This is a genomic window from Bradyrhizobium algeriense, from assembly GCF_036924595.1.
Lineage (GTDB): Bacteria > Pseudomonadota > Alphaproteobacteria > Rhizobiales > Xanthobacteraceae > Bradyrhizobium > Bradyrhizobium algeriense.
On record NZ_JAZHRV010000001.1, the window covers coordinates 2989452 to 3004276 of the forward strand.

22 protein-coding genes and 1 tRNA gene are annotated in these 14825 nt (G+C 60.6%); 6 read left to right on the forward strand and 17 right to left on the reverse strand.

All coding sequences use genetic code 11. The features are described from left to right. Nucleotides 1–298: 298 nt before the first annotated feature. The 10 genes from V1286_RS14755 to V1286_RS14800 form a co-directional block, all read right to left on the reverse strand. Nucleotides 299–631: a hypothetical protein gene (locus tag V1286_RS14755; protein ID WP_334480572.1), complete on the reverse strand. Its 333-nt coding sequence runs from the start codon at nt 629–631 to the stop codon at nt 299–301. Nucleotides 632–683: 52 nt separating this feature from the next. After that, nucleotides 684–917, reverse strand: a complete 234-nt coding sequence (locus tag V1286_RS14760) for a hypothetical protein (protein WP_334480574.1) — start codon at nt 915–917, stop codon at nt 684–686. Between the two features lie 229 nt (nt 918–1146). Beyond that, the gene (locus V1286_RS14765; protein WP_334480576.1) at nt 1147–2235 is read right to left on the reverse strand and encodes a 3-deoxy-7-phosphoheptulonate synthase; all 1089 of its coding nucleotides are present in this window, start codon (nt 2233–2235) and stop codon (nt 1147–1149) included. Between the two features lie 221 nt (nt 2236–2456). Then, a complete protein-coding gene (locus V1286_RS14770) occupies nt 2457–3041 on the reverse strand; it encodes an HdeD family acid-resistance protein (RefSeq protein ID WP_334480577.1) in 585 nt (194 codons plus the stop codon). 116 nt (nt 3042–3157) lie between these two features. Continuing rightward, nucleotides 3158–4201: a PrsW family glutamic-type intramembrane protease gene (locus V1286_RS14775; protein ID WP_334480579.1), complete on the reverse strand. Its 1044-nt coding sequence runs from the start codon at nt 4199–4201 to the stop codon at nt 3158–3160. A 109-nt stretch (nt 4202–4310) separates the two neighbouring features. Beyond that, nucleotides 4311–5525 (reverse strand): MFS transporter, encoded by a 1215-nt coding sequence (locus V1286_RS14780; RefSeq protein WP_334480580.1) that lies wholly within the window; start codon nt 5523–5525, stop codon nt 4311–4313. Nucleotides 5526–5545: 20 nt separating this feature from the next. After that, a complete protein-coding gene (locus V1286_RS14785) occupies nt 5546–6775 on the reverse strand; it encodes a Zn-dependent hydrolase (protein ID WP_334480582.1) in 1230 nt (409 codons plus the stop codon). A 418-nt stretch (nt 6776–7193) separates the two neighbouring features. Beyond that, nucleotides 7194–7520 (reverse strand): hypothetical protein, encoded by a 327-nt coding sequence (locus tag V1286_RS14790; protein ID WP_334480583.1) that lies wholly within the window; start codon nt 7518–7520, stop codon nt 7194–7196. Nucleotides 7521–7590: 70 nt separating this feature from the next. Further along, entirely contained in the window at nt 7591–8241 is a 651-nt protein-coding gene (locus V1286_RS14795) for a PEPxxWA-CTERM sorting domain-containing protein (protein WP_334480585.1), read from the reverse strand. Nucleotides 8242–8977: 736 nt separating this feature from the next. Further along, nucleotides 8978–9052, reverse strand: a tRNA-Glu gene (locus V1286_RS14800). 244 nt (nt 9053–9296) lie between these two features. On the opposite strand from V1286_RS14800, the gene V1286_RS14805 reads away from it, so the two are divergent. Then, the gene (locus V1286_RS14805; protein WP_417021256.1) at nt 9297–9557 is read left to right on the forward strand and encodes a PilZ domain-containing protein; all 261 of its coding nucleotides are present in this window, start codon (nt 9297–9299) and stop codon (nt 9555–9557) included. A gap of 36 nt (nt 9558–9593) precedes the next feature. Next, complete coding sequence (locus V1286_RS14810) at nt 9594–9845, forward strand: porin (protein ID WP_334480587.1); 252 nt, start codon at nt 9594–9596, stop codon at nt 9843–9845. 85 nt (nt 9846–9930) lie between these two features. Here the strand turns inward: V1286_RS14810 and V1286_RS14815 are convergent, their stop codons facing one another. From V1286_RS14815 to V1286_RS14825, 3 genes are all read right to left on the reverse strand, one after another. Then, the gene (locus V1286_RS14815) at nt 9931–10578 is read right to left on the reverse strand and encodes a glutathione S-transferase family protein (protein ID WP_334480588.1); all 648 of its coding nucleotides are present in this window, start codon (nt 10576–10578) and stop codon (nt 9931–9933) included. Between the two features lie 342 nt (nt 10579–10920). Next, the gene (locus tag V1286_RS14820) at nt 10921–11091 is read right to left on the reverse strand and encodes a hypothetical protein (protein WP_190241977.1); all 171 of its coding nucleotides are present in this window, start codon (nt 11089–11091) and stop codon (nt 10921–10923) included. Nucleotides 11092–11139: 48 nt separating this feature from the next. Continuing rightward, nucleotides 11140–11592 (reverse strand): VOC family protein, encoded by a 453-nt coding sequence (locus tag V1286_RS14825; RefSeq protein ID WP_108519499.1) that lies wholly within the window; start codon nt 11590–11592, stop codon nt 11140–11142. A 305-nt stretch (nt 11593–11897) separates the two neighbouring features. Between V1286_RS14825 and V1286_RS14830 the strand changes: the two genes are divergently transcribed. Together V1286_RS14830 and V1286_RS14835 are read left to right on the forward strand one after the other, a co-directional pair. Next, entirely contained in the window at nt 11898–12164 is a 267-nt protein-coding gene (locus V1286_RS14830; protein WP_334480590.1) for a hypothetical protein, read from the forward strand. A gap of 169 nt (nt 12165–12333) precedes the next feature. Beyond that, nucleotides 12334–12522 carry a hypothetical protein gene (locus tag V1286_RS14835; RefSeq protein ID WP_334480591.1) on the forward strand — a complete coding sequence of 63 codons (189 nt, stop codon included), beginning with the start codon at nt 12334–12336 and terminating at the stop codon, nt 12520–12522. A 112-nt stretch (nt 12523–12634) separates the two neighbouring features. On the opposite strand, the gene V1286_RS14840 is transcribed toward V1286_RS14835, so the two are convergent. Further along, nucleotides 12635–12793: a Flp family type IVb pilin gene (locus V1286_RS14840; RefSeq protein WP_108519496.1), complete on the reverse strand. Its 159-nt coding sequence runs from the start codon at nt 12791–12793 to the stop codon at nt 12635–12637. A 250-nt stretch (nt 12794–13043) separates the two neighbouring features. Here V1286_RS14840 and V1286_RS14845 point away from each other — a divergent pair, with 250 nt between their 5' ends. After that, nucleotides 13044–13199: a hypothetical protein gene (locus V1286_RS14845; protein WP_334480592.1), complete on the forward strand. Its 156-nt coding sequence runs from the start codon at nt 13044–13046 to the stop codon at nt 13197–13199. A gap of 76 nt (nt 13200–13275) precedes the next feature. Next, complete coding sequence (locus V1286_RS14850; protein ID WP_334480593.1) at nt 13276–13572, forward strand: putative quinol monooxygenase; 297 nt, start codon at nt 13276–13278, stop codon at nt 13570–13572. A 12-nt stretch (nt 13573–13584) separates the two neighbouring features. Here V1286_RS14850 and V1286_RS14855 read toward each other — a convergent pair whose 3' ends face one another. From V1286_RS14855 to V1286_RS14865, 3 genes are all read right to left on the reverse strand, one after another. Next, complete coding sequence (locus V1286_RS14855; RefSeq protein ID WP_334480594.1) at nt 13585–13815, reverse strand: hypothetical protein; 231 nt, start codon at nt 13813–13815, stop codon at nt 13585–13587. 323 nt (nt 13816–14138) lie between these two features. After that, nucleotides 14139–14333: a hypothetical protein gene (locus tag V1286_RS14860; protein ID WP_108519492.1), complete on the reverse strand. Its 195-nt coding sequence runs from the start codon at nt 14331–14333 to the stop codon at nt 14139–14141. A gap of 239 nt (nt 14334–14572) precedes the next feature. Then, nucleotides 14573–14719 carry a hypothetical protein gene (locus tag V1286_RS14865; RefSeq protein WP_190241975.1) on the reverse strand — a complete coding sequence of 49 codons (147 nt, stop codon included), beginning with the start codon at nt 14717–14719 and terminating at the stop codon, nt 14573–14575. Between the last annotated feature and the right edge of the window lie 106 nt (nt 14720–14825).

Genomic DNA, 14825 nt, shown 5'->3' on the forward strand with positions numbered 1-14825 from the left:
TGGGTGAAGTACGCTTGTCTCTAGCGCGCACGACCAGAAGGCGATCCGCCGTAAGCGGTCGCGGTGGTGGTCAATGCGGCTGAGAGAAGCTTATTCATGCTTTGTATATGGCGGGAAAACGCTCAGGCGTCAACGCCACCCGCTTGGCGTCGCGGAATATGGATGATGCGCGGGGACATCAATACTCCTGTGGCGGATGATCCGGCGCCTTGGTCAGATGCCGGTTTGCTGAGCAACGCGCTTGAAGTCGGCAAACGTCTTTTCGTTGATGATCGATGACCAGCGGCTAATGAGTCCCCTAGTAGTCAAGATCCGACAGGAACGTGGTGTTCACGATTTCGAACTCGGACGCTCGCCAATTTTTAAGTAACTCCGTGCGCGCCAAACGATGCGTTGCAGAATCTGAGGCGCTGCATTTCACGGCGTGGTGATCTATGCCTGATATCTCAAGCAACGTATCAAAACTTGCCTGACGATCCTCGCGATTCTCAACTTCGGCGAAGTAGATCGTATGGTCGAACTTTCCCATCGCCCAACAAAATTGAACGTGAGCCTGTTCAGCGTCGGCAAGCGCTGAACCTGGAGCAAACACGGCTGAAATCAGGAGCAATCGAATAATCGGTTTAATCATCGCATTATTTCCAAAAAATGAATGTTATTTTGAGTAGTCGGCCGGTGGCGGCTTACGGCTTGGCGACAGTCTTGGCTGCTGCCGGAATGTTGATAGATGCTGATGAGCCTTTCAAGCGTGCCATCTGGATTTCGTTCGACGCCCTGAGTTCGGTTGCGGGCCTGTTCGTGAAAGTGAGGGCAACCGCGACGATGATAGCGGCCAGATAGGATAGGTATAAGCCGCCGGTCCACCGGCGGTAGGTGCGCAGGTCATCTGCACTCAGGTCGCTCGGATGTCGTTTCATGAGAATCTCATTCGAGACAGCAGGCCCGACAAGGCAATATTCCGAAATGCTACTTTCTCATGTGAAGTACGCCACAGGCTGGTCGATTTTTGTCGTGCCGGCTTTGAGCGCATTCGCGGGGCGAGCGGCCGTTTTGGTGAACTCCGGATCGAATTATAGCTGCAATGGAACGGCGGAAGCAGGACGCGCCGACCGCGTGCCCTGCTTCGCCATCATTCGACCCGGGTGGCTAGGCCGAACGCTCCTCCCGCAAATTGCCCGATTGCGCGTTCCTCCGCGTCGCCACCGCATCGGCCAGCACGTTCAGCGCGGACACCGTCGTCTCCCAGTCGATGCAGCCGTCGGTGATGCTCTGCCCGTAGGTTAGCTGCTTGCCCGGCACCACGTCCTGGCGGCCGGCGACCAGATTGCTCTCGATCATGACGCCGGTGATGCGCTGCTCGCCTTTCGAGATCTGCTGCGCGATGTCGGCCACGACCAGCGGCTGGTTCTCCGGCTTCTTGCTGCTGTTGGCGTGGCTGGTGTCGATCATGAGCCGCGGCGCCACGCCGGCACGGACAAGTTCGAGGCAGGCGGCATCGACGCTTTCCCGGTCGTAGTTCGGCGCGTGGCCCCCGCGCAGGATGATGTGGCAGTCCTCGTTGCCGGTGGTTGCCGCAATCGCCGAGCGGCCGCCCTTCGTGACTGCCATGAAATGGTGCGGATGCGATGCCGACTTCACGGCGTCGGCTGCGATGCGCACATTGCCGTCGGTGCCGTTCTTGAATCCGACCGGGCATGACAGCCCGGAAGCCAGCTCGCGATGGATCTGGCTCTCGGTGGTGCGCGCGCCGATCGCCGCCCATGCCATCAGGTCGGCGATGTATTGCGGCGTCGTCATGTCGAGGAATTCGGTCCCGGCGGGCAGGCCGAGATTGTTCACCGCCGACAGCACGTTGCGCGCCAGCCGAAGGCCCCTGTTGATGTCGAAGCTGCCGTCGAGGTTGGGGTCGTTGATCAGCCCCTTCCATCCGACCGTGGTGCGCGGCTTCTCGAAATAGACCCGCATCACGACCTCGAGGCGGTCGGCAAGCTTTTCGCGCAAGGCGGCTAGGCGCTCGGCGTACGCCACGGCGGCGACGGGATCGTGGACCGAGCAGGGGCCGACGACGACCAGCAGGCGATCGTCGGTGCCGTTCAGGATGGCGTGGATGGCGTTGCGCGCCGCCATCACCACCCGCGTCGCGGTCAAGGTGCGCGGGATCTCACGCATCACCTCTTGCGGCGTACTCAGCTCTTTCAGTTCGCTAATTCGAAGATCGTCGGTGGTGCTCAACACGGCTATGGCTCCTGTGGTTGGGAACCTGCCGGCCAATAAAAAAGCCGCCAGGGTTGGCGGCTGTTCGGACTTCTTGGCTTCAATTCGTCAGATTGAGCGCGATCCTCCCACCGCCAGCGAGCTGTCGTAGCTAAAATACCAAAAGCTGGTGGCGGCGATCATGATCATGGCGGGCTCTATAGCGCACCCGGCAGGCCTTGTCATCCCATAATCGGCGATCTTCAGGATTGGCGCGCGGCGAGCGCCATGCCGACCAGCGATGCGCCGCCGAGCACGAGGTTGATCCCGACCAGGAGGCCGATCGCCCATTCCGCCGAACCCGGCAGGCCCGCGACGATGATGAACGCGATCAACAGGTCCATCACCCCTGACAACAGCAGCCAGGACCAGCGCTCCGACAATTCGCGGTGGTGCTCCAGCGCGTACATGATGGTGACGACGCCTTCGGCCAGAAAATACGCACCGACCACGATGGTGAGCGTGAGGATGCCCTGGGCCGGCCGCGCCAGCAGAAGCCCGCCGGCGAGAACGGCCAGCGCCGCCGAGAACAGCGACCACCAGAAGCCCGGCGTCTGCCGCGCCCAATACGTCACGAACAGCCCGGCAACGCCGCTGATCAGGAACATCCAGCCGAGGAAGATGGTGACGGCGAGGCTCGCCAGCGGCGGCACGATCATCGCAGCTAGGCCGAGCAAAACGAGCACGATGCCTTCGAACAGGAAGGCTTTCCAATGCGCCTTCACCCTGGCGTTCATTTCGGACTGCAATTTGCCGATGTCCGGCGGGATATCCTGGGGAAAGGCCATTGGAAACTCCCGATGCCTGCCGCGCCGATGGAGTGTCCAATATAGCCCGTGCGCGCCCGCGGGTAAAATTTGTTCGCCGGCCTTTTTGCGCGAGATCAACGACGGAAGGATGACGTTCAGCCCGGCTCGGGCGCGGACGAAAATCCCTCCGAGGACCTCCTGATGCGGTTGCGGCCGAACACATAGACCGCAGAGGTCGCCAGCAACAACGCCAAGCCGATCAGAATGGAGGTCAGGCCGAGCGGAACGAGAAGCAGCGACGCGTTGCGGTCGGGATTGACGAACCAGTGATGGAGCGAGGTCAGCACGAAAGCCGCCCCAGCGAATCCAGCTCCGCTGCCCACGAGCAGCAGCGCCCACATCCGCCGCAACTGGCTCAGCCGCTCACGCCCGATCTCCGTGCGCGGCGCATGGTGGCGGCCGACGCGCCGCACCAGCCGAATTGCAAATCCGATCGAACTGAAGCCGATCAGGAGGCTCGCCGTCCCCAGCAGCATTCGCGTGTTGGGGCCGAGATCGGGAAGTTTCTGCAATGTCAGCAGCGGAAAATCGAATGCGGCATGCAACGCGACCGGCGCGAACAGCGCCAGACACCAGCTTGAAATCCGCGCCCAGTCGCGATGATGGCGGTGCGCACCCAGCGCCGTTCCCGCGCGCGCGATCGCGATATAGGCGCCCGCGATAATGCCGAGCGCACCGTGAAACGGCACCGTCAACACGCTGCGCAAGGCGGCCAGCGATCGCCACATATCGGAATGCTGCACGAGATAAGCGAGGTTTTCGTAAGCCGCGAAACCGAGCCCCGCGGCCGCGCCATAGACCACGGTGTCCATCGGGTCCGCAAACGCACGGCGGCGCACCGATAATGACACCAGAATGATCACGAGGACCTTCACGATCTCTTCGGGCGCGGCGACGCCGAAGACCGAGCGCAGGCCCTGCGTCATCCAGGGGTTTCCCGGCACCGCGAGGATTGCGGCAAAGGGAGCGCGCGCAATTCCCAATAGAGAAATGCTGGCGGCCCCGAGTATGAAGGCGAGCCACACCCGCACAGGCGGGCCTGGGCGCTCGTCGGCAGCGATGACCAGCCAAAGCAACAGCAATGCCGGTGCGATGGCGGCAACGCCGATCGATGTGGGGAGGGCCTGCAGCAACAACATCTGGGGAAATTTACCTCGCGCGAGCGTAAATGGCTGCAAATCTCGCCGTTTGCAAGAAAGTCAAACGCGACTCCTTGTCACCAAGGAACCCGGCCGAAGCCGGCGCCGCTCAGGCCGCTGTCCGTTGGCCGATCTTGCCATGGACCATCAGCAGCCCCGCCAGCGCGACCAGCGCGAAGCCGGCGCCGGCCAGGAACGTTCCCTGCGGTCCCGCAATGTCCCAGAGGCTGCCTGCAATGATGCTGGCTGCGAGCATCGCTAGGCCGCCGAGCAGGTTGAAGAATCCATAGGCCGTGCCGCGCAGCTCGGCCGGCGCGGTGTCCGCCACGAGGGCGGCCAGTAACCCTTGCGTCAGCCCCATATGCAGGCCCCAGAGAACGACGCCCAGCGCAACGCCGCCGATCGACGGCAGCAGCGCCAACGCGAGATCCGCAGCGACCAGCAACAGAATGCCGCCCGCCAGCACGGCCGTGCGGCTGATGCGATCCGAGATGACGCCGGCGGGATAGGCCGCGACGGCATAGACGACATTCATCAGCACCAGCACGGCAGGCACGAGCATGATCGGCAGCCCGACATTCTGGGCGCGCAGAACCAGGAATGCTTCGCTGAAGCGCGCCAGCGTGAACACGCTCGCCACCGCCACCACCCACCAATAGGCCGGCCCGAGGTTTTTGATCTCAGTCAGGCTGATCGGATTGCGCACGGCGCGCAGCTGTTCCGGTCGGTCCGGCTCCCGCACGGCAAAAACGATCAGCGCCAGCGCCAGGAAGGCGGGAATCACGGCAAACCAGAACACCGCCTTGAAGTTATCTGCCGTCCACCACATCAGGGCGATGGCGAGCAGGGGGCCTGCGAAGGCGCCGACCGTGTCGAGCGATTGGCGCAGTCCAAAACTCGCGCCGCGCAGATCGGCCGGCGAGAGGTCTGCCACCAGCGCGTCACGGGGCGCGCCGCGAATGCCCTTGCCGATCCGGTCGACGAAACGCGCCGCCACCAGCCAGGTAACGGTTGGCGCCAGCGGAAACACCGGCTTGGTGAAAGCCGCAAGACCGTAGCCGAAGGCCGCGAGCCATTTGCGCTTGCCGAGCCAGTCCGAGAGCACGCCGGAGAATATTTTTGTAATGGAGGCGGTCGCCTCGGCGATGCCCTCGATGATTCCGACCGTTACCATCGATGCGCCAAGCACCGAAACCAAGTAGATCGGCAGCAGGGCGTGGATCATCTCCGACGAGACGTCCATCAGCATCGAGACGAAACCGAGGACCCATACGCCCGGTGGAATATCCGTGATCGAATAGGTCGGCTTGGTGCCAGCAGCCATGTCGTCCCTTACGCGCCGTCTCACCGCGCCAACAGCCGCCGGCAGGTATCGACAAAGACCTCGGCCCCCGTGACGATGTCGGCGTCAGCGGTGTTCTCGGTCCAGTGGTGCGAGATGCCGCCGATCGAAGGCACGAACAGCATGCCCGCCGGCATGACGGTCGCGAGAATCTGGGCGTCGTGGCCGGCGCCGCTCGGCATGCGCAGTGACCTGCCGCCGGCACAGGCTGCGCCGGCTTGTTCGACGGCCTGCTGGAAGGCGACATCCATCAGCGCGGGCGCGCCGGTGCGAATGCGCTCCACGGCGACGCTGCAGCGGCCCTGCTTGTCGACCTCCGCGGCCATGCTGCGGAGGAGGTCCTCCAGCCGCGCAATCACCGCCGGATCGTCGTCGCGAATCTGGAACAGCATTTCTGCCGCGCCGGGGATGATGCTGGGCGCGCCGGGATCGAGGCTGATACGGCCGGTGGTCCACACTGTGCGGGAGCCGCAGGCTGCGGGAAAGCGCTCGTCGATATCGACGCAAAATCTGGCGAGTGCCAGCCCAGCATCCCTGCGGATGGCCATCCGCGTAGTGCCGGCGTGGTTTTGTTCGCCCGTGAACGTGATGCGGTATTGCCAGATCCCGACGATGGAGGTGACTACCCCAATCTTGAGGCCGCTGCTTTCGAGCGTCTCGCCCTGTTCGATATGGGCTTCGAGATATCCGATATGCCGCCCGCGTTCGTACTGCGCGCGGGCGCGGCCGGTGAGGCCGGCGTCGCGCAGCGCGTCACGCATGCGCCTGCCGCTGCGGTCGTGCGCCGCGTCGATATCGGCTTCGGTGACGCCGCCGACATAGGACCGGCTGCCGAGGAAGTGCCCGAAATGCCCTTCCTCGTCGCACCATGATGCAACTTCGACCGCGCCGCTTATATTCGGATCGCGATTGATGACGCGGGCGGCTTCGAGCGCATAGATCACGCCGAGCGGTCCATCGAGCCAGCCCGCATGGTTCTGGCTTTCAAGATGCGACCCCGCCAGCAGCTTCGGCCCGGGCTTGGTGCTGGCGCCGAGGACGTTGCCGATGCCGTCGATCTCACCGGCGAGGCTGGCCTCGGGAAGGCGCTGCACCAGCCAGTGCAAAGAACGTATGTGCGGTTCCGAGAACGTCGGCTTGTGGACACCGGTTTTATACGCGCCGATTGCACGCAGCGCGTGAAGGTCGGCGAGAACACGCGTGCCGTCGACACGCGAGAGATGGTCAATCATGGATGAAGTCACCTGCTAGTCCGTAGTTCTCCGGGGGAGAACAAAGTTCCTCACGTTTTCGCGAGAGTAGAACAAAGTTCCGTGAACGTCGCCAACCGCCCTTAATTTATCCTCCGGACAGCAGCGCCAATGCGATGATTGCAAGCCACGCCACGATAACGAGCGCTGCAACCGCGCCAGCGGTTATCTCGTCTTCTCCTTTAACGTGTAGTCGCGCATACTTTCCGCAAAACGTGTGAATGCGCCCGTGGCTTGCGGGAGGATATTCACTCACGCTATCGCATCAGGAAAGAGATAGTTCGCGTCGTGCGAGTGGAAAGTCGCGATGCGAGCGCTACGGCCGCCGTTTTCGGCCGGCCGCCAGCCGTGGCTGCGAGCGAACCAAAAGGCCCCTGCGTGATGGAAAGTCGCGTCGGCGCTAGGAGAGTTCGCTTTGCCGCATGCCGGCCATGGCGCGCCCCTCGGCCAGCCGGTTCTTCATGGCGGCGACGACCTCGTTGGCAAACGCAATTTGAGGATCGATCGACGCCAAATCAGAATCGGTCGAGGCCAGACAATGAACTTGAGATGCCTTCGATGGGTATCCGACCCGGGCTTCGAATGCATCGAGCTGATGCTCGAAGTTCGCGAGCGCCTCTTTCAGATTGGCCAGTTCTTTCGCGCGGGGATCTCGATGCATACGATCCTCCCAGGACGATGCCGCCGGGGCCGGACGGCACGTGTATCGGATGGTAGTGCAACGCATCAGAGTTCGCTGACCGTGGAGAGGCCTCCTATCGGGGGCCTGCCCACAGCCAACAATGCGACGTGCAGAGCTAGGCCAGGCGAACGTGACCTTGATTCTTCCGCCGATAGGCCAGGAAGCCAACGCCGAAGAAGCCGAGCAACATCATTGCCCAGGTCGACGGCTCCGGCACCGCGCCGGCTACCGTGTAGTTGCCGAAATCGACCAGCTTGATGGAGTTAAAGTTTTCGGGGAGCACAGTATAGACCTTGACCTTGTCGATGTACTGGCCGCTGCCCGCAACGGCGGCCGCCCCAAACGGTCCGAAGACTGAGCTCTTGGGGACGTTGGTGAAGGTGAAGGTAATGCCGAAGTTGTCATTCACCTCGACAAAGATATCGCCAAGGATGGCGAGCTGCCCCTGGAAGGAAAACGACGTGAACACGTTGTTGGTGGGGTCGAACGTTATCGATGTGAAGAGAGTGTCTTTAGTCCCCGGCGTGGCCGTTGCGTTCCCGCTTCCCGTGTCCACGATGCCGACTGTAGAAATATTGATGAGTTCGCTACCCACATGGGCCTTGAAGCTGCTCACATTGTCGTTGTTGGTGTCGACGTTCCACGATGTGCTGCTGGTTTGCCAGCTCGACGAGGTGCTCGAAACAATGTCGGCGCGAGCCGAAACGCTGACCATGGCCGCCGCCGAGATTGAAATTGCGACCATCGCCTTATGAAGATTTTTCATCACCTACTCCTGCCAATAAACTGGAATTCAATAATTCTCTGCGGCTTGCTTTGCCAACTTTTCCCGAGTTATAGCATCCATTAAAATTTAATAAAGGAATTTAACTCTACCATCGTACCGCAACAAAAATTTATTTAAGCGATTATAGGTTGTTTTATAGCTTTCCTGTTTCTGACTTTGGTCGCTCGTTCTGGGTGTATTTGCGCCTGCTGCAATCCCTTTGCCGTTCATTTAATGGCCTGATCGGGGCGCATTATTAAATTCGAAGACGCTCTATAATGAAATGCACAATCTTCCCGTTGTGCGTGCGGTCGAGGGTTGCTTCAGCGGGGGCCTGCCGGTGCTGCCGCCGGCGTAATCGAGCCGCCGGCAACAGCGGAAACGTCAGGCTATCCTGTCTTGTCGAGAGCTTGTTTTGAGAGGCCGCTGGCGGGTCAACGAGCTTGGGGAACGGGCCTGGCAATTTTCAGTCCCCGCACATGATCCCCGAACCTCGTGAGGGGGAGCGGTCAGGTATCTGGCGGAAAGTAGGCTCGCAACGTGAAGCGGAGTGCGAGGTAAAGCGCGACGCATGTTGTGATTGCAATAGCGGCCATATCCATTTTCCTGTCCCTCACTCTTACGCACTGATGTCCGTTTTCTGGACTTATGCAGTGGATGGAACCTGGGCTGGGAAAATGGTTCCCTTAAGCCTTGAAAATGGTCGCCTTGGGCTTTGAAAGTGTTTGGAACGTGATGGCGCTCCCTAGCGGAATCGAACCGCTCTCTCCACCGTGAAAGGGTGGCGTCCTAACCGATAGACGAAGGGAGCAAAACAACCGGAAAATCAAGGTGTTATACTCTTGATGGGCCGTTTGGCCGCCTGCCGTCCATGTTCCATGGAGGCGGCGACGGGCGAACGTATAGTGGCGTTTGGCCGGGTGGGCAAGCCGCTCAGAAACCGGTTTTTTGTGGCCGATTGCGCCCCGATGAACACCTTGGCGGAGACGCGCCACCACCGTGCAACGGAATTTAAAGCCGCAGGGCGTAAGGCTTTCGTCGGGGGAACTTCCGACATGGCTTTGCTATCGAGCAGGAAGCGCGAGTCGCGCAAATCATTGAGTCAGCCCGGGTGGATTACCCTCGAGGGCGGTTTTGCCGCGCGCCAATGCGTGGTGAAGGATCTGTCCACGACGGGGGCGAAGGTTACGATCGACGACCCCAACTCGCTGCCGACGAAGTTGCGGCTGGCGTTTTCGCGCGACGCCAGGACTGGACGCCCCTGCGAAGTGGTCTGGCGCCGCGGCAAATCGGTCGGCGTCAAGTTCGTCCGCTAGTCTGGCATCGACCCGCAAGCGGCGATAAAAGGCGGGATGCGAAAATCCCTCCTTGTAATGATTGCTGTGGTGTTGCCTGCGGTTGCCGCGCTCGCCGACCAGCCCCGTATCCAGAAGTCCGACAAGGCCGCGACACCGGGCAAGCAGCTTCCGCTGAAGCGCTCAAATTCGGCCAACGCCTGCGCGGAGTACGGCGCGGGCTTCGTCAAGATCGAAGGCACCAACACCTGCATGAAAATCGGCGGCGCGGTGAGCGTCGGCGCCGGTGTTTCCAGCGGCTCGCGCTGACAAGCGCCGCGACTTCCGTCATGCCCGGGACATCTGCGCGAAGACGCGCTTCGCTTTTGCCCGGGCACGACGAGATTCAAGGCGCTTACGTCATCGGCGGCGCGATGAACTGGACGAAGCCGGGGCGGGCCGCGAACTGCGCAAACCAGCGATCGAGATTCGGCAGTTTCGGCTTGATGACGCCCTCGACTCCCAGCCAGCGCCGCGCATAGGCGCCGAGCGCGATGTCGGCGATCGTGAACTGGTCGCCTTCGATGAAGCGCCGTGTCGCCAGTTGCGCCTCGACGATCCGCCAGACCACGGCCTCGGCGTCGACATCCTTCTGGATCGCCACCATGTCGCGCTTTTCGACCGGCGTCCGCACCAGCGCCCAGAACACCGGCCGGTCGACCGGCTGCAGCGTCGACAGCGTCCAGTCGAGCCAGCGGTCGACGCCGGCGCGCGCTTTCGGCTGCGAGGGGTAGATCGGCGAATTCTCGCCATAGGCCATGCAGAGATAGCGCATCACGGAATTGGATTCCCACAGCACATAGTCGCCGTCCACCAGCGTCGGCACGCGGCCATTGGGATTCATCGCCAGATACGGCGCCTCATTGTTCTTGCCGAACTGCATGCCGGCGTCGATGCGTTCGTAGGCGAGGTCGAGTTCGGCGAGGCACCACAGCACTTTTTGAACATTGACCGAATTGGCCCGGCCCCAGATGGTGAGTTGTTGTTTCTTGTTGTCGGCCATGCGTCGTCGCTCCCGTTGATCTCTCGTTGATGCGTTCATAGCCGAAGATCGACGAAAAAGCGCGCGGTTTGGGCAGGACACGGTTGCAAAATCGGGCTTATAAAAAATCAGGCTCCGCCGCAGTGCGACAGAGCCCTAATTTCCGTGCAGCGTGTGGTCTGGTGTCAGCTGGTCAGTGGCCGAAGAACAGCCACAGCAGAATGATCACCGGAATAGGCACGCCAAGCAACCACAACAGAATTCCTCGTCCCATCATTTCCTCCTCAAAATGCATCGAGGAGAAAACGCGCGATGTCGTGGCGCAGTTCCTGCGCAGAAAAGAAGCCTGCGCGAAGGAACATTTTATGATTTCGGAATTTCCGAGAGCGACAATCCGATTCGAAACAGCGAATAGCCGTCGCGGTCGATCGCCTCGCGCACCTCGGCGTTGACGTCGTCAGCATGGCGGCTGCGCGTCAGTCGCCATTCGCCAGCACTCGTGTGGTCAGGAAACGGCGCGTCCGCGCGTGTCACGAGCCTGTAGCTCGGATGGCGGACGTGCACGAAGAAGTTGTACAAGGCCTACCAGTGGCCGGTGTTCGGCATCGAGGACCACGGCTCCGCCGGCGGCTTCGGTTCGCCCTTCTGCAACAGCTCGATCGAATGCAGGTCCGGCGAGCGCACGAAGGCCATGTTGCCGTCGCGCGGCGGCCGGTTGATGGTGATGCCGGCCTTCATCAGGCGGTCGCAGGTCGCGTAGATGTCGTCGACCTCATAGGCGAGATGGCCGAAATGGCGGTCCTCGCCGTATTTCTCTTCATCCCAGTTGTAAGTGAGTTCGACCAGCGGCGCGCCGCGGTTCTGCGGTGCGGCCTTCAACAGGCCTTCGTCCTCGGGCGCGCACAGGAACACCAGCGTGAACCGACCCTTGTCGTTGTCGACCCGGCGTACTTCCTTCAGCCCCAGCGCGTCCTGGTAAAACTTCATCGCGGTATCGAGGTTGCGGACGCGCAGCATGGTGTGGAGATAGCGCATTTTGGAGAACTCCTTGAGAAGGTTTGTTGTTTTTCAGGCGTTTGGGGCGCTCGGGGCAATAAATAGCAGCAAAATGCATCACGGGGCAGTGTGTTGCGTGTCAATTGCGCGTCACCCCGCGCCGCCCATCGTAGGTGGGCGCTTGGTGAATGGCGCCGAGGGCGCGTCGGCTAGCCGGTTTCAGGAAATTCGCTGAATCACGGGAACAGAAATCCGTTTCGCAAAAATCCGAAAACTAAACTGGGCAAGTTCCTGCAACACCCTCGTGCGGGAGGAGTTAACCCGGCTACGGAAAGGAGGCCCATATGCGAAAGATAGGACTTGCACTCGCAACCGTTACCGCGCTTGCGACAACCGCCGTCGTCAGCTCCCCGGCGGAAGCGCGTGGCGGCCGTAACGCGGCCATCGGCTTCGGCGTCGCCGCAGGCGTTTTAGGCGCGGCGGCAGCAGCTAACGCCTACAACAACGGTTACTACTATGGCCCGAGGTACGGCTATTATGGTGGTGGACCGTATGCGTATTACGACGGGCCGCGATACTATCGCCACTACCGGTACTACGACGGTTGGTAAGGAATGGCCCGGAGCAATCCGGGCTTTTTCTTTGTCTGGTTTCGCCGGCGACCCCTGTGATCTGCTTCGCGAACCAGCATCAACTTCCCGATACCTGCCAACTCAAGTATGTCAAGGAAACGAGGGTTTCAGGGTCAGGAACTTTTAACGTCATAAAACGTTGACGGTCATGGATTACGAAACCCACGAGAAGCTGTCGCCCACGAAGGAAGAGCGCGAGGCAAAGAAAGAGCAGGCCCGCAAGGACGCCGAGAAGGCGCTTATTGCGCGTAAGAAGGCCGACGACGCTTTTCGTGCGAACTTCGAGCGGCTCAAGGCAGAGCGGCGTGCCCGTGAAGCTGCCGAAACAAAATCATAGCGCACTTGCTGCGCTCCAGTGATGTCGTGAAGGGCGGATGTACCCCTCGTGACAGTGAAGGCCTCCAGCTTCGGCTCGGAGGTCTTTCGCGTTTGACGGCTTTAGCCGTAGCTTAGCGCGTCAGTGCGGGGATGAGACTCTCGAACAGTTCGACGAGCCTTTGGCCGGTCATTCCGACAGCGGCGATAATGGCCAGGGCGATAAATCCGGCGATGAGGCTGTATTCGATTGCGGTGGCGCCGGACTCGTCGCGCAGGAATTTCCCAAACATACATTCTCTCTCGAATTTTGACGAATATGGTGTGGCACGCCCAAGTGGCTATCAAGAGAACCAAAAGCGTAAAATTGCAAATTTTATTGGAGTTGCAGGCCAGAGTTGATTCAATCGCGTTCGATCGCCGCCTTGCTTTTCAGACCAATGTCTTTTGGCGAGCCCGAGCGCCGCATTACCAGCGTGATCCCTCACACATACGCGATTTGGCCTCTCCGTCCATCGTGGCGCCAACGGAGGAGGATCGACCATGTTTCTGACCAACGTCCTGCTCATTCTCGCGATGATTTTCTTTTTCGTATTACCGATTACCGATGCCAGGACGGCTCGGATGAAATTGTCCGTGGTAAGCAGCCTCGGCGTATTGCTGGCGGTATCGGTTGTCGTGCCGCGCCTGTTGCATTAACGAAGGGTCTGCCCGCCTCGACGCGCAAAGACCGGCGCCTTTCCGAGGGCAGGCGGTTGGTGGACGGGGGCTCGGCATGATTCTCGTAACTGGCAGCATTTTGGCGCGCGAGGAGACGTTCGACGACGTGCTCCGCTCGTCTCTCGAACATGTCGAGCGCTCCCGGAAGGAGCCGGGCTGCATCTCGCATGACGTGCATGTCGACTGCCAGAACCCGATGCGGCTGTTCTTCTTCGAGCATTGGACTGATGAGGCGGCGTTGCGCACGCATTTCGCCGTCGAAGATTCGAAGGTGTTTGTCAGATCGCTCAAGGGCCGGATCGTCGAGACGTCAGGGACGAAGATCTATCGCGCCGAGGCGATACCGCGATAGGAAAGTGCGGCGCTAGAGCAGGGGATTGTGCATCCAGTCTTCGGGCCAGAACCTGTTTCCAAGCCAGCCCAACGCCGCCGCTACGGTGAAGAAGATCAGCGCGGTCGGTATCAGTTCATCGATCGCGAAGGCCTGACCAATGATGGGGCCGAACAGATGTGCGAGCAGTCCTGCCGTGCCAATGCCGATGCCGAACAGCAGCATTTGCACGGTCCAGAGCACGATGGCGCGAAACAGCATCATGGCTGAACGCTAGCATCGCGGCAGGCAAGGCGGATGTGACCGCCGGCACAGTCATCTCCACATGCGAAGCGTTAGCGTTTGCGCATGCACTTTGCCTTTGGGAGCATTTCAGATGCTGGCATGGATTTTATTGGTCGTTAGCACGCCGACGATCGTGTCTACGACTTGCTCCGCTTTCCTGGCTTAAAGTAAAGGCCGCAATGGATCTGTGTTGGCAGTACTTGCCGAAATCGGCGGCGCGATGATGCTCGCCGCCGTGCAGGCACAGCGGCTCACATATTAACGTGATGTAGCCCCGCTTCGTCGTGGGCTTCCTGGCTCGGTCAGACCTTGACGTCCAGCAGGGACGGTTCGTCGGGCGGCACATCTGCAAGGGCCGCTTCCACGGCGGCTGCCTTGGCGTGATAGACGGCCTGAAGATCCTGGTTGATCGTCGTCGGTGGCGCCTTGGCGTTCTGATCGACAACGAGTTGTATTCTGGCCTGCGTCACTTCAACCGGTATGGGATAAATGACCATGGGATGACCCTCCTGGGCCAAACCCTGTCAGGCGCCGATTTACGCTTTGTAAAGAGGTTGGGTTAATGGGGCAGCATTTCAGGGATGCTCGGTAAATGGAGGCTTAAGTTTCCCTGACCGGCGTCGAAAAAATTTATAGCGTTTTCGAATGAAAGCCTGATCCGGGGGACACGGCGTCAAGCGCACGCGACAAAACGATAACCTGAAGCCCGGCGCTGTTCAGTCGGGATCGAAATATCCTAGTGCATCTGTTCCAGCCGCTCGGCGTAGAGGCGGAATTCCTCGGCCATCTCGATCAGCTTCTTCGAGGCTTCCGGATCCTTGACGGCTTCGGCCAGCCGCCGGGCTCTGTTGGACTGGTCTCGATAGTGGTCGGCTTGGGTCATCGCAGCACCTTTTTAGATATGTACGGGCTGCGCTAAAAAGGTTCGACGTCCGGCACGTGACCGGACGTGGCGATGAGAGACAGAAAATCCGCGCGGGATCGATCGG

Bases quoted from the DNA above. Each gene is read 5' to 3' on its own strand.
- V1286_RS14755 (WP_334480572.1), bottom strand. From the start codon at position 631: ATGATTAAACCGATTATTCGATTGCTCCTGATTTCAGCCGTGTTTGCT.
- V1286_RS14760 (WP_334480574.1), bottom strand. From the start codon at position 917: ATGAAACGACATCCGAGCGACCTGAGTGCAGATGACCTGCGCACCTAC.
- V1286_RS14770 (WP_334480577.1), bottom strand. From the start codon at position 3,041: ATGGCCTTTCCCCAGGATATCCCGCCGGACATCGGCAAATTGCAGTCC.
- V1286_RS14775 (WP_334480579.1), bottom strand. From the start codon at position 4,201: ATGTTGTTGCTGCAGGCCCTCCCCACATCGATCGGCGTTGCCGCCATC.
- V1286_RS14780 (WP_334480580.1), bottom strand. From the start codon at position 5,525: ATGGCTGCTGGCACCAAGCCGACCTATTCGATCACGGATATTCCACCG.
- V1286_RS14785 (WP_334480582.1), bottom strand. From the start codon at position 6,775: ATGATTGACCATCTCTCGCGTGTCGACGGCACGCGTGTTCTCGCCGAC.
- V1286_RS14790 (WP_334480583.1), bottom strand. From the start codon at position 7,520: ATGCGTTGCACTACCATCCGATACACGTGCCGTCCGGCCCCGGCGGCA.
- V1286_RS14795 (WP_334480585.1), bottom strand. From the start codon at position 8,241: ATGAAAAATCTTCATAAGGCGATGGTCGCAATTTCAATCTCGGCGGCG.
- V1286_RS14805 (WP_417021256.1), top strand. From the start codon at position 9,297: ATGGCTTTGCTATCGAGCAGGAAGCGCGAGTCGCGCAAATCATTGAGT.
- V1286_RS14810 (WP_334480587.1), top strand. From the start codon at position 9,594: ATGCGAAAATCCCTCCTTGTAATGATTGCTGTGGTGTTGCCTGCGGTT.
- V1286_RS14815 (WP_334480588.1), bottom strand. From the start codon at position 10,578: ATGGCCGACAACAAGAAACAACAACTCACCATCTGGGGCCGGGCCAAT.
- V1286_RS14825 (WP_108519499.1), bottom strand. From the start codon at position 11,592: ATGCGCTATCTCCACACCATGCTGCGCGTCCGCAACCTCGATACCGCG.
- V1286_RS14830 (WP_334480590.1), top strand. From the start codon at position 11,898: ATGCGAAAGATAGGACTTGCACTCGCAACCGTTACCGCGCTTGCGACA.
- V1286_RS14835 (WP_334480591.1), top strand. From the start codon at position 12,334: ATGGATTACGAAACCCACGAGAAGCTGTCGCCCACGAAGGAAGAGCGC.
- V1286_RS14840 (WP_108519496.1), bottom strand. From the start codon at position 12,793: ATGTTTGGGAAATTCCTGCGCGACGAGTCCGGCGCCACCGCAATCGAA.
- V1286_RS14845 (WP_334480592.1), top strand. From the start codon at position 13,044: ATGTTTCTGACCAACGTCCTGCTCATTCTCGCGATGATTTTCTTTTTC.
- V1286_RS14850 (WP_334480593.1), top strand. From the start codon at position 13,276: ATGATTCTCGTAACTGGCAGCATTTTGGCGCGCGAGGAGACGTTCGAC.
- V1286_RS14855 (WP_334480594.1), bottom strand. From the start codon at position 13,815: ATGATGCTGTTTCGCGCCATCGTGCTCTGGACCGTGCAAATGCTGCTG.
- V1286_RS14860 (WP_108519492.1), bottom strand. From the start codon at position 14,333: ATGGTCATTTATCCCATACCGGTTGAAGTGACGCAGGCCAGAATACAA.
- V1286_RS14865 (WP_190241975.1), bottom strand. From the start codon at position 14,719: ATGACCCAAGCCGACCACTATCGAGACCAGTCCAACAGAGCCCGGCGG.